At 63.8% G+C, this 12567-nt stretch carries 9 protein-coding genes; 5 read left to right on the top strand and 4 right to left on the bottom strand.

All coding sequences use genetic code 11. The features are described 5' to 3' along the window. Positions 1 to 176: 176 nt before the first annotated feature. The 4 genes from coaBC to C266_RS15935 all read right to left on the bottom strand — a co-directional run bounded on the left by coaBC (position 177) and on the right by C266_RS15935 (position 6054). On the bottom strand, positions 177 to 1388 hold the full coding sequence (gene coaBC / locus C266_RS15950) for a bifunctional phosphopantothenoylcysteine decarboxylase/phosphopantothenate--cysteine ligase CoaBC (protein WP_010807113.1): 1212 nt from the start codon (positions 1386 to 1388) through the stop codon (positions 177 to 179). A gap of 135 nt (positions 1389 to 1523) precedes the next feature. After that, positions 1524 to 2066, bottom strand: a complete 543-nt coding sequence (lspA, locus tag C266_RS15945) for a signal peptidase II (protein WP_010807112.1) — start codon at positions 2064 to 2066, stop codon at positions 1524 to 1526. Beyond that, complete coding sequence (ileS, locus tag C266_RS15940; RefSeq protein WP_010807111.1) at positions 2066 to 4903, bottom strand: isoleucine--tRNA ligase; 2838 nt, start codon at positions 4901 to 4903, stop codon at positions 2066 to 2068. The genes lspA and ileS overlap by 1 nt, the downstream gene beginning before the upstream one ends. A 158-nt stretch (positions 4904 to 5061) precedes the next feature. Further along, complete coding sequence (locus C266_RS15935) at positions 5062 to 6054, bottom strand: bifunctional riboflavin kinase/FAD synthetase (protein ID WP_036663243.1); 993 nt, start codon at positions 6052 to 6054, stop codon at positions 5062 to 5064. 222 nt (positions 6055 to 6276) lie between these two features. Here C266_RS15935 and purN point away from each other — a divergent pair, with 222 nt between their 5' ends. The 5 genes from purN (at position 6277) to nadA (ending at position 12565) form a co-directional block, all read left to right on the top strand. Further along, positions 6277 to 6927: a phosphoribosylglycinamide formyltransferase gene (gene purN, locus C266_RS15930; RefSeq protein WP_010807109.1), complete on the top strand. Its 651-nt coding sequence runs from the start codon at positions 6277 to 6279 to the stop codon at positions 6925 to 6927. Positions 6928 to 7121: 194 nt separating this feature from the next. Next, positions 7122 to 8393 (top strand): RsmB/NOP family class I SAM-dependent RNA methyltransferase, encoded by a 1272-nt coding sequence (locus C266_RS15925; RefSeq protein WP_051126366.1) that lies wholly within the window; start codon positions 7122 to 7124, stop codon positions 8391 to 8393. Between the two features lie 49 nt (positions 8394 to 8442). Further along, positions 8443 to 9837: a mechanosensitive ion channel family protein gene (locus C266_RS15920; protein WP_010807107.1), complete on the top strand. Its 1395-nt coding sequence runs from the start codon at positions 8443 to 8445 to the stop codon at positions 9835 to 9837. Between the two features lie 304 nt (positions 9838 to 10141). Next, positions 10142 to 11338 (top strand): acyl-CoA desaturase, encoded by a 1197-nt coding sequence (locus C266_RS15915; protein WP_010807106.1) that lies wholly within the window; start codon positions 10142 to 10144, stop codon positions 11336 to 11338. Between the two features lie 93 nt (positions 11339 to 11431). After that, the gene (gene nadA, locus C266_RS15910; protein WP_010807105.1) at positions 11432 to 12565 is read left to right on the top strand and encodes a quinolinate synthase NadA; all 1134 of its coding nucleotides are present in this window, start codon (positions 11432 to 11434) and stop codon (positions 12563 to 12565) included. The last annotated feature ends 2 nt before the right edge of the window (positions 12566 to 12567 follow it).

The raw sequence follows: 12567 nt of genomic DNA, 5'->3' as shown, positions 1-12567 counted from the left end.
AATGGCCCGAGGGCCGAAATGCTGAAGGCGTCAGGTCCTGATGCCGTGATGCTGTGGTGCCGTGATGCGCTGATTCGGTAAAGCCGTGAGCCGGACGTTCCCGGCAGTCTGCCAGCGTCGCCGGACAACGACGATGACAGACGGAAAAGCGGGAGAGCGGTGCGATGGTGCGCGCGTCAATCGGGCGTGCGCGAGGGCAGGCGCGCGGCGATTTCGGCGATCAGGCTGCGCGCGAGCGACTGCTTGTCGGCGCGCGGCAGGCGTTTCTGCCCGGCGTCGTCGAAGAGAATGACTTCGTTGTCGTCCTGCCCGAACGTGGCGGGACCGAGATTGCCGACGAGCAGCGGCACCTGCTTGCGTTTGCGCTTTTGCGCGCCGTGCGTTTCCAGATCGCCCGATTCGGCGGCGAAGCCCACACAATACGGCGGCTTCGGCAACTGCGCCACCGCCGCGAGAATGTCGGGGTTCTGGACGAATTCGAGCGTCGGCACATCGGCATCGCCAGTCTTCTTGATCTTGTCGTGCGCCACTTCGCGCACACGCCAGTCGGCCACGGCGGCCACGGCGATGAAGAGGTCGCGATGCGCCACGTCGGCCATCACGGCGTCGTACATCTGCTGCGCCGTTTGCACGTTGCTGCGCGTGACACCGTAGGGCGTCGCCAGCGTGGTCGGGCCGGCGATCAGATGCACGTCGGCGCCCGCCTGCGCGGCGGCACGCGCGAGCGCGAAGCCCATCTTGCCGCTGGACAGGTTGGTCAGGCCGCGCACCGGATCGATGGGTTCGAAGGTCGGGCCGGCGGTGATCAGCACGCGGCGTCCGGCAAGGCGTTTCGGTTGAAAGAAACCGACGAGTGCCTCGAACAGGTCTTCCGGTTCGAGCATGCGTCCGTCGCCGATTTCGCCACATGCCTGATCGCCGCTGCCGGGACCGAGAATCGTGACGCCATCGCCGCGCAGTGTCACGGCATTGCGCTGGGTTGCCGGGTTGGCCCACATCTGGCGATTCATCGCCGGCGCGACCAGCAGCGGGCAGTCGCGCGCCACACACAGCGTCGAGAGCAGATCGTCGGCCATGCCGTGCGCAAGCTTGGCGAGGAAGTCGGTGGAGGCGGGCGCGACGATAATGGCGTCGGCCTCGCGCGAGAGGTCGATGTGCGCCATGTTGTTATCGACGCGGTTGTCCCACTGGCTGGTGAAGACCGGGCGCCCCGAGAGCGCCTGCATCGTGAGCGGCGTGATGAATTGCGTGGCGGCTTCGGTCATGACGACCTGCACCGTTGCGCCGGCCTTGATGAGCAGCCGGGCGAGTTCGGCCGACTTGTAGCAGGCGATGCCGCCCGTCAGGCCGAGAACGATGGTTTTGCCCGCAAGTTCACCGCGTTCCATAGGGAAATGCCTCCTCCAAAGTGCCGCGCGGCGCCTCCGGGGCGCCGCGACGGTGTTTGCTTCGAATCCGCAACACGTGCCGTGGCAGCGTGAGCGAATCGCACCGCAGACGCTGCGGTGCCTATGCCAGGTGCACTACTTGCCGCGCCGCACGCGTCGCAACTCGTCGATCACCAGCAGCACTGCGCCCACGCAAATGGCCGAGTCGGCCACGTTGAACGCCGGCCAGTGCCAGCCGCCGACGTGAAAGTCCAGAAAGTCCACCACATGACCATAAATCACGCGATCGATCACGTTGCCCAGCGCGCCGCCGAGAATCAGCGAGAGCGACAGACAGAACATCTTCTGGCCGTTATGACGCTTGAGCAGCCAGATGATGACCGTTGCCGCGACGATGCCGAGCAGCGTGAAGAACCAGCGCTGCCAGCCGCCTGCGGTCGCCAGAAAGTTGAACGCCGCGCCCTTGTTGTACACCAGCACCAGATTGAAGAACGAGGTCAGAGGACGGAATTCGCCGTACTGGAACGTCTTCAGAATGGTGAGCTTGGTGACCTGATCGAGCAGGATTGCAACGATCGCGATCCCGAGCCACGGGGCCAGGCCGTACGTGGCGCCCCCGCGGGCGCCACCGTTGTTGCTACGTCGTGCGCCCGTACGAGCGCCTGCTTTGCCTGCCATTATGCCGCGCTCCGGTGTTCGCCGCTGCCGAAGAGATTCGACACGCAGCGCCCGCAAAGGGTCGGGTGAGCGGCGTCTGCCCCCACGTCTTCACGATAGTGCCAGCAACGCTCGCACTTCTGATGCGACGACGGCGTGACGAGCACGCCTTCCTCGGCCTCGGTGGCAACCTGCGTGACGGCCGCCGCCGACGTGATCAGCACGAAGCGCAGATCGTCGCCGAGGCTCGCCAGCACTTCGAACTTGCGGCCCGAGACGCGCACGTCCACTTCCGCTTGCAGCGACGAGCCGATCTGCTCGGCCGCGCGGGCTTCTTCGAGCGCCTTGGTGACGTCGCCGCGCACCGCGCGCAGCAGATACCACTTCTCGAGCAGGCGCGTGCCTTCCGCGACTTCCGGATAAGCGTAGTACGTCTCGGTGAAGATCGTGTCGTTGCCCGGCTGGAACACTTGCCACGCTTCTTCCGCCGTGAACGACAGGAACGGCGCCATGAGTTTGAGCAGGCCGTGCGTGATGTGGTACAGCGCGTTCTGGGCGGCGCGGCGTGCCGGGGCGTCCGGTGCGCTCGTGTACAGACGATCCTTCAGGATGTCGAGGTAGAAGCCGCCGAGATCCTCCGAGCAGAACGTCTGGAGCTTGGCCACGACCGGGTGGAATTCGTAGCGGTCGTAGTGGCTCAGCACTTCGGTTTGCAGCGACTGCGCCAATGCCACGGCGTAGCGGTCGATTTCCAGCCATTGGTCGGCCGGCAGCGCGTGCTTCGCGTGGTCGTAATCGGCCAGATTCGAGAGCAGGAAGCGCAGCGTGTTGCGGATACGGCGATACCCTTCGGTCACGCGCTTGAGGATTTCATCCGAGATCGACAGCTCGCCCGAGTAATCGGTCGACGCCACCCACAGGCGGATGATTTCGGCGCCGAGCTTGTCTGCGATGTCTTGCGGCAGAATCGTGTTGCCGATCGATTTCGACATCTTGCGGCCCTGACCGTCGACCGTGAAGCCGTGCGTGAGCAGCGCCTTGTACGGCGGGCGGCCATCGATCATCGAGGCCGTGAGCAGCGACGAATGGAACCAGCCGCGGTGCTGATCCGAGCCTTCCAGATACAGATCGGCTGGGAAGCCCAGCTCATGCGCGTGCGAGCCGCGCAGCACGTGCCAGTGCGTCGTGCCCGAGTCGAACCACACGTCGAGCGTGTCGCGGTTCTTCACGTAATCCTTGGCCTCGTCGCCGAGCAGTTCCACCGGGTCGAGCGTTTGCCACGCTTCGATGCCTTCGGTTTCCACGCGCTTGGCCACCGCTTCGAGCAGTTCCGGGGTGCGCGGGTGCAGCGCACCGGTTTCCCTGTGCACGAAGAAGGCCATCGGCACGCCCCATTGGCGCTGGCGGGAGAGCGTCCAGTCCGGGCGGTGCGCGATCATGTTGTGCAGACGCTGCTTGCCCCACGCTGGGAAGAACTCGGTGGCCTCGATGCCGGCGAGCGCGATCTCGCGCAGGGTCTGTCCCTCACCCGGTGCGCCGTCGGCCGGCTTCACGTCCATGCCGGCGAACCACTGGTTGGTGGCGCGGTAGATGATCGGGGACTTGTGACGCCAGCAGTGCATGTAGCTGTGCGTGTACTTGAACGAGTGGAACAGCGTACCGGCTTCGCGCAGGGCTTCGACGATCTGCGGGTTGGCGTCCCAGATCGACTGGCCGCCGAACAGCGGCAGGCTGTCCTGATAGCGTCCGTCGCCCAGCACCGGCATGCGGATATCCGCGTCGGACATGCCATGCGCCTTGCACGACACGAAGTCTTCCACGCCATAGGCGGGGGCCGAGTGGACGATGCCCGTACCCGTCTCGGTCGTCACGTAGTCGCCGAGATAGACCGGCGAGGTGCGCTCGTAGCCGGCGTCGGCCGTCGACAACGGATGACGGAAGCGGATCAGCGAGAGCGCTTCGCCCTTCGTGCGGGCGATGATGTCGCCGTGCAGGCCGTAAGTCTTCAGGCAGTCTTCAACGCGTTCGCTTGCCAGAATCAGCAGACCGCGCTCGGTCGAGACCAGCGCGTATTCGACTTCCGGGTGAACGTTGAGCGCCTGGTTCGACGGGATCGTCCACGGGGTGGTCGTCCAGATGACGATGTGGCCGGCTTCGTGCGGCAGCTTCGGCAGGCCGAAGGCCTTTGCGACTTTCTCCGGCTCGGCGAAGGCAAAGCCGACATCGATGGCCAGATCGGTCTTGTCCTTGTACTCGACTTCCGCTTCGGCGAGTGCCGAGCCGCAGTCGAAGCACCAGTTCACCGGCTTCAGTCCACGGTAGACGTAGCCGTTCTCCATGATCTTCGCGAGCGCACGAAGCTCGTTCGCTTCGTTCGAGAAGTTCATGGTCTTGTACGGATTGTCCCAGTCGCCGAGCACGCCCAGACGCTTGAAGTTGGGCTTCTGGCGTTCGATCTGTTCCGCCGCGTAGGCGCGCGCCTTTTCCTGCACTTCGCGCACCGGCAGGTGCTTGCCGAACTGCTTTTCGATCTGGATTTCGATCGGCATGCCGTGGCAATCCCAGCCCGGCACATAGGCGGCGTCGAATCCCGCCAGGCTGCGTGCTTTGACGATCATGTCCTTGAGGATCTTGTTGACCGCGTGGCCGAGGTGGATGTCGCCGTTGGCATACGGCGGGCCGTCATGCAGGATGAACTTCGGACGGCCTTTGCTTGCGCGGCGGATCTTGTCGTAGATCTTCTTGTCCTGCCATTGCTTGACCCACTGAGGCTCGCGCTTGGGCAGATCGCCGCGCATCGGGAACGGCGTGTCCAGCAGGTTGACAGGATATTTGCTCGGGGCTTTCTTTTCGCTCATGGTGAGTCGCTAGGAATTTGGAATGTCGGGTGTAGGGCGCTCGCGCCGGTGGCGTCAACGTCAGGCCTTGTGGGCCGGGGGGGCAACGCTCGGGCAGGTGCCAGTGGCGCACGCGGGCCGCGCGCGAGGCGCTGGGCGCCGGCGCACGCGGGCGAAGATCAACTAATTCGGTCGGTCGCCGAGGTGGCGAAGTCGCGCCGGGCACTCGGGCTGTTGGCGTCGAGGGCGTGTGCGAAGTAGGCGCGGGCCTCGCGCGTGTCTTGCGCGATGGCGGCTTCGAGTTCGGCCAGTCCGTCGAATTTGGCTTCGTCGCGCAGCTTTTGCAAAAACTCCACGCGCACCAGCTTGCCGTAGCAATCGCCCGAGAAGTCGAGCAAATGCACTTCGAGCAGTACGCGCCCGGAGTCGTCCACCGTCGGGCGCAGGCCCAGACTGGCGACGGCGGGCAGCGGTTTGTCCGCCAGACCGTGCACCTGCACCACGAAAATGCCCGTGAGGGCCGGATGCTTGTGGGCGATGCGCAGGTTGAGCGTCGGAAAGCCCAGCTTGCGGCCGAGCTTCATGCCATGCACGACGTGACCGGTAATGGCATACGGACGGCCAAGCAACGCGTGGGCGCGCTCGAAGTTGCCGTCTGCAAGCGCGGTGCGCACTTCCGAGCTGGAAATGCGTACGCCGTTGTGCGCGATGGTCGGCATCTGTTCGACGACGAAGTCGAAGCGGCGACCGGCCTCACGCAGATATTCGATGTCGCCCGCGCGTTTCGCGCCGAAGCGGAAATCGTCGCCGACGAGCAACCAGCGCGTGTGCAGGCCGTCGACGATGATGTTGCGAACGAAGTCTTCGGGGGACTGGCCCGCGAAATGCGCGTTGAAGTGTTCCACCACCAGACGGTCGACGCCTTGCGAGCGCAGCGCCTCGAACTTGTCGCGCAGATTCGAGATGCGCGCGGGCGCCCGGTCGGGCATGAAGTACTCGCGGGGATGCGGCTCGAACGTCATCACGCACACCGGCAGGCCGCGCGCGGCCGCTGCGGCGCGCACGCGCGCGAGCAGTGCCTGATGGCCCAGGTGCACGCCGTCGAAGTTGCCGATCGTCAGCACGCAGGGCGCTTTGCTTTGCGCGTTGGGTAGACCCCGGAAGACTCGCACGATAAAGGAAGCGTCAGTTCAGGACGTTGAGTGAGCGTTGGTGGAGGAACCGTGCGGCACAGTGGTGGGGGACCCGGTGGCCTGCGATGGCGGGCCGGGCCCGATGCGCAGGACGGCCGATCCGACATTGCGGCGCCGCAGAACGTTGAATTATAAACGCTTCGGGGCCATCGCGGCGTGGATCGGATGTCTGGTGCGCCGCGCCAATGATAAAATCCGGCGATGAAGAACATTGTCATCCTGATTTCCGGACGAGGCAGCAACATGCAAGCCATCGTCCGGGCTTGTACCGCAGAAGGCTGGCCGGCCCGCGTGGCCGCTGTCATCGCCAATCGCCCCGAGGCCGACGGTCTCGGATTCGCGCAGGAAAACGGTATCGCCACGGCCGTGGTGCCCAGCCGCGGCAAGACCCGCGAGGCATTCGACGCCGAACTGGCCGCGGAAATCGACCGTCACCAGCCCGATCTGGTCGTGCTCGCCGGCTTCATGCGCATTCTCACGCCGGAATTTACCGAACGTTACGCCGGCCGGCTCATCAACATCCACCCGTCGCTGCTGCCCGCCTTTCCTGGCCTGCAAACGCACGCCCGTGCCCTGGAAGCCGGCTGCAAGGTTGTCGGCGCCACGGTGCATTTCGTGACGGCCGAACTCGATCACGGCCCGTACGTGCTGCAAGCGGTCGTGCCGGTGCACGCAGGGGACACGCCCGAGACACTGGCCGAGCGCATCCTGCCGCTGGAACACATCATTTATCCGCGCGCCGTGCGCTGGTTCGTGGAAGACCGTCTGGTCGTGGCCGATGGCCGCGTGACGGTGACACCCGCGGCCGACGGCACGCCCGATCCGCAGTGGTTTTTTGGTGACGACGCATGAGCACACGCCCGACACAACGCCGCGATGGCGCGAATCAATCCGGTCACCGCTCCGGCGGCCGATCCTCCGATGCCCGTCAACCGTCCAAGGGGGGGCAGACGGGAGAGCGCCAGGAGCGTTACGTCCGCCCCGACCGCTACGACCGTTCGCGCAACGATCGCCGCCCGGAGGCCCCGCCCGCCGAGACGGCCCGCATGCGCGGCGAGCACCTGTCGCCCGCACTCTTCGAGCACACCCAACGCCTGCTCGGCAGCGTGCTGACGTTCAGCGGCCCGGCCGATACGCTGGTGAGCACGTACTTCCGCGCCAACGCCAAGCTGGGCCATCGCGAACGTGGTGTTCTGGCGGAGACGGTCTTCGCCATCCTGCGCCGCAAGCTCGAATTCGGGCAGCACGCGGGAAGCGGCTCCGGGCCGCTGGAACGCCGTCTGGCACTGCTCGGGCTGGCGTTCACGCGCGGTCTGGCATCGGTGCAACTGGTGGCAACACCCGATGAACTCGCGTGGCTCGAACACGTCGGTCAGATCGATCCGGCAAGCCTTTCCGCACGCGTACGCACCAATTTGCCGGAATGGCTCTACGACCGGCTGGCCAAGCGGTTCGACAGCACCGAACTCGAAGCGCTTGCCGCCGCGCTGAATCAACCCGCGCCGCTCGACTGCCGCGTGAATGTGATCAAGGCGAATCGCGACGACGTCCTCGCGAAGCTGCGTGAAGACGGCTTCTCGGCCGAAGCGACGCCGTTTGCGCCCAACGGCATCCGTCTGGCGGGCAAGCCCGCGTTGCAAAAACATCCGCTGTTCATCTCTGGCGCGATCGAAGTGCAGGACGAGGGCAGCCAGTTGCTGTGCCAGTTAGTCGCACCGCGTCGCGGCGAGATGATCGTCGACTTCTGTGCCGGGGCCGGCGGCAAGACGCTCGCCATCGGGGCGCAGATGCGCTCCACGGGGCGTCTGTATGCGTTCGACATTTCCGAGAAGCGTCTGGCCAAGCTCAAGCCGCGTCTGGCGCGCAGCGGCCTGTCGAACGTCTATCCGGTGATGATCGACAGCGAGAACGACAGCAAGATCAAGCGTCTGGCGGGCAAGATCGACCGCGTGCTGGTCGACGCCCCGTGCAGCGGGCTGGGCACGCTGCGCCGCAATCCGGATCTGAAGTGGCGTCAGTCGCCGCAATCGGTGCAGGAACTCACGCAGAAGCAGGCGTCGATCCTCGCGAGCGCTGCCCGTCTGGTGAAGCCGGGCGGGCGTCTCGTGTACGCCACGTGCAGTCTGCTGACCGAAGAGAACAGTGCCATTGCCGAGGCGTTTGCGGCCGCGCATCCCGATTTCGTCCTGTTGCCGGCGAACGAGTTGCTCGCCTCGCAGAAAATCGACCTCGACACGGGCAAGTACCTCGAATTGCTGCCGAACCGTAACGCGACCGACGGCTTTTTTGCCGCCGTGTTCGAGCGCCGTGCGGCGTAAGTCGATGCTGGGCCTCGGCTAACAACAAGAAACAAGAAGAGAGATCGCAATGCAGGAAAGTCCGGCTTTTGCGAGGTTGGTGCGCGACGTCGTTCGCGACTTCGGTGACCCGCAGATCATCTGGCAGTTCGTGGCGCTGGCGGGGGCGCTTGCCGTCGCCTTCGTGCTGCGGCACTGGATGATTGGCCGGCTCGAACGTCATTTCGAGCGTGTCGCGCCCTCGCGCCGGGCGGGCTCGTCAAGCCTGCGCCGTTCGTTCTTCCCGATGTTCGGCTGGATGTGTGTGGCGCTCACGCGCGTGGTGCTTCAGGAGTCCATGCGTGTCTCGCTGCTGAGGCTGGCCGAGGTGCCGCTGTTCGGCACCGCGCTGATCTATCTGGCGTTCTACGTCGCGCGACGACTGTTCGCGTCGTCGCCGCAAGCCTACGGGCTGTTGAGAGTCTTCGAGCGCGTGCTCACGACGTTCGCCTGGCTGTCGATGCTGGCCTACGTGCTGGGCGTGCACGACGACATCCTCGGTTGGCTGGGCAGCGTGCGCTTCGCGGTCGGCGCGAGCCATCTGACGTTGCTCTCGATGCTCTCCGGCTTGCTCTGGATTGGCGTGACGCTCCTGCTGGCGATGTGGGTCGGTTCGCTGATCGAAGACCGGATCATGCGCACGACCACGCTCGACGGCAATCTGAAAGTGGTGATGTCGCGGCTGGTCAAGGGCGTGCTGACGTTGATTGCCGTGCTCACGACGCTATCGTTCGTGGGCATCGATATCACCGTGCTCGGCGTGTTCGGTGGTGCGTTAGGCGTGGGGCTGGGCTTTGGTTTGCAAAAGATCGCCTCGAACCTCGTATCGGGCTTCATCATTTTGCTCGACCGTTCGGTGCGCATCGGCGACCTCATTACGATCAGCCCTTATCATGGCACCGTTTCGCAGATCAATACGCGCTATACGGTCGTTCGTGGGCTGGATGGCGTCGAAGCGCTGGTGCCGAACGAACAACTGGTGACGAATGTGGTGCAGAACCACTCGTTCACCGAGACTCGCGGGCGCGCCAAGGTCAATGTGCAGGTGGCCTACAGCGCCGATGTGGAATTGGCGATGTCGCTGATGCTGAAAGCGGCGCAGGACATTCCCAGGGTGCTGACGGACCCGCCGCCTTCGGCTTTGCTGCTTAACTTCGGCGCTGATGGGATGGATCTTGAAATGGGCTTTTGGGTGCAAGATCCGGCCCAGGGCACCGGAGGCATCCGATCGGCGATCAATATGCGCATTTGGCGCACTTTTCGCGAACACGGTATTGAAATTCCGTATGCGCAGCGCGAAATACGCATTTTGAATGACTGGGCTGATGGTGTTCCCGCTGCCAGCGTGAATCGTCCGGATTTGCCGGCCGATACGCCGAAACCCGCGCTACCACAGGCCGATGACGGCGAGAAGAAGCCGTCGTAGACCGTTTTGCCAAGGGCCGCGGGTTGACCTGCGACAAAATGCGTGGCGGGCAGGTTACACACGGGCAACAGTCCGTCAGGTAAAATGCCCGCCAAACCAATAACAAACCGACGTTCACCGGCACGTTTCCCGCCCATCTCGCCCCGGCATTCAGCAACTTGCCGAACTCCAGCGAATCCGAGCGTCAAGCGAGCGTAAGAACGAGACCTGACGCGACGGCCATCGATGCCGCATCGGCCCGACAAGACAAGACACGGCGGTGTTGCCGTGATTGCTACCGTATTGATTAGTTTGGAGTGATATTTTGCTGGACAGTCTGCTTGGATTTATCTCTAACGGCCTGCTCGACTGGAGCGGCTGGGAGATCACGTTGTTCACGCTGGCCGTCACCCATGTGACGATTGCCGCCGTGACGATCTATCTGCACCGTTGCCAGGCGCACCGCGCGCTCGACGTGCATCCGATCGTCGCCCACTTTTTCCGTTTCTGGCTGTGGATGACCACGGGTATGGTCACCAGCGAGTGGGCCGCCATTCACCGCAAGCACCACGCCAAGTGCGAAACGCCGGAAGATCCGCACAGCCCGCAAACGCGCGGTCTGTGGAAGGTTCTTGCCGAGGGTGCCGAGCTGTATCGCGCCGAAGCGAAGAATGAAGAAACGATTCGCAAGTTCAGCCACGGCACGCCGAACGACTGGCTCGAGAATCACGTCTACAGGCGTTATCCGATTCTCGGCGTGAGCTTCATGATGATCATCGATATCGCGCTGTTCGGCGCGATCGGTTTGACCGTGTGGGCCGTGCAGATGGTGTGGATTCCGTTCTGGGCCGCCGGCGTGGTCAATGGTCTGGGCCACTACTGGGGCTACCGCAACTTCAACTGTGCCGACGCGTCGACGAACCTGCTGCCGTGGGGCATCATCATCGGTGGCGAGGAACTGCACAACAATCACCACACGTACGCGACGTCGGCCAAGCTGTCGAACAAGTGGTACGAGTTCGATATCGGCTGGCTGTACATTCGCCTGCTGTCGATGGTGGGGCTGGCCAAGGTGAAGAAGATTGCGCCGACGCCGAAGCTCGCGAAAAACAAGGCTGCATGCGACGAGGATACGTTGCAGGCTGTGCTCTCGAATCGCTACGAAGTGATGGAGCGTTACGCCAAGACCTTCAAGCGTGCCTATGGCCAAGAGCTGGCGCGTTTCAAGGATAAGCATCAGCATGGCGAGTACCAGTTGTTCCGTGGCGCGCGCAAGTGGCTGCACAACGACGAAGCTTCGTTGCAAGAGCCGCAGAAGCAGCAACTGGGCGAGATCTTTGCGCACAGCAATGCCGTGAAGACGTACTATGAATTGCGTCGTGAACTGGCCGGTATCTGGGAGCGTTCGAACGCATCGCGCGAACAGCTTCTGAGCCAATTGCAGAATTGGTGCCACCGTGCCGAACAGAGCGGTATCCACGCGCTGCAGGAATTCGCTTCGCGTTTGCGCCGCTACGCGTGAACGGGGTAAGCCAGAAATCCATTTTTGACGCATAATCAAAACCCCGCCACGGCGGGGTTTTGTCATTCCCGGCCCCTCACGGGGCAAGCGAAAATGAATGCCTCACTCAAATCCGTAGAATTCGAGCGCCCCGCACCGAGCGGCGCCACGTGCGTTGCCCACGCTTGGGCGCGCGTCCCGGATGCGCCGTCGCAGGAGGAGCGGGCGGCGCTCAAGGCCCGGATCAAGCGCCTGCTCGTTGAGCAGGACGCCGTTCTGGTGGCCCATTACTACGTCGATGCCGATTTGCAGGACCTCGCCGAGGAGACCGGCGGTTGCGTGGCCGATTCGCTTGAAATGGCACGCTTTGGCCGGAATCACTCGGCCAAGACGCTAGTGGTGGCCGGCGTGCGGTTCATGGGCGAGACTTCTAAGATTCTCAGTCCCGAAAAACGCATTTTGATGCCGGATCTCGACGCGACCTGCTCGCTTGATCTTGGCTGCCCTGCCGACGAGTTCGCTGCATTTTGCGATGCGCACCCCGATCGCACGGTTGTTGTCTATGCGAATACCAGCGCTGCGGTAAAGGCACGGGCCGACTGGATGGTGACGTCGTCCATCGGGCTGGAAATCGTGGCTCATTTGCACGCGCAAGGGAAAAAGATCCTCTGGGCACCGGATCGCCATCTGGGCAGCTACGTCCAGAAGCAAACGGGTGCCGATATGTTGCTGTGGCAGGGCGCTTGCCTGGTGCACGACGAATTCAAGGGCACCGAGCTTGAGTTGCTGCGCCGCGAGTTTCCGAACGCCAAGGTGCTTGTGCACCCGGAGTCGCCCGCGTCCGTGGTCGAGCAGGCGGATGTGGTCGGTTCGACGTCGCAGATGATTGCGGCCGCCCAGACGATGGACGCGACGGAATTCATCGTCGCGACAGACAACGGCATTCTTCACAAGATGCGCGCGGCAGCACCGGGCAAGCGCTTCATCGAAGCGCCGACAGCCGGAAACAGCGCCACTTGCAAGAGCTGCGCGCATTGCCCGTGGATGGCGATGAACGGTCTGCAGAATCTGGCCGACGTGCTGGCGTCCGGGCGCAATGAGATTCACGTCGATGCGGAGATCAGCCGTCGCGCCCATACCTGTATCGACCGTATGCTGAAGTTCGCCGAAGCGCGCAAACAGAATGTGCGCGCCAGCGGCGATTTTGCGCGCGATGGCGCGCTGTTTGCCGGTGTAGGTCCCGCATGATG

It is taken from the genome of Pandoraea sp. SD6-2, from assembly GCF_000389825.1.
In the GTDB taxonomy this organism is placed as follows: Bacteria; Pseudomonadota; Gammaproteobacteria; order Burkholderiales; family Burkholderiaceae; genus Pandoraea; species Pandoraea communis.
Note: the sequence above shows the minus strand (reverse complement) of the source record. Positions and strands in the feature narration are given on the sequence as shown.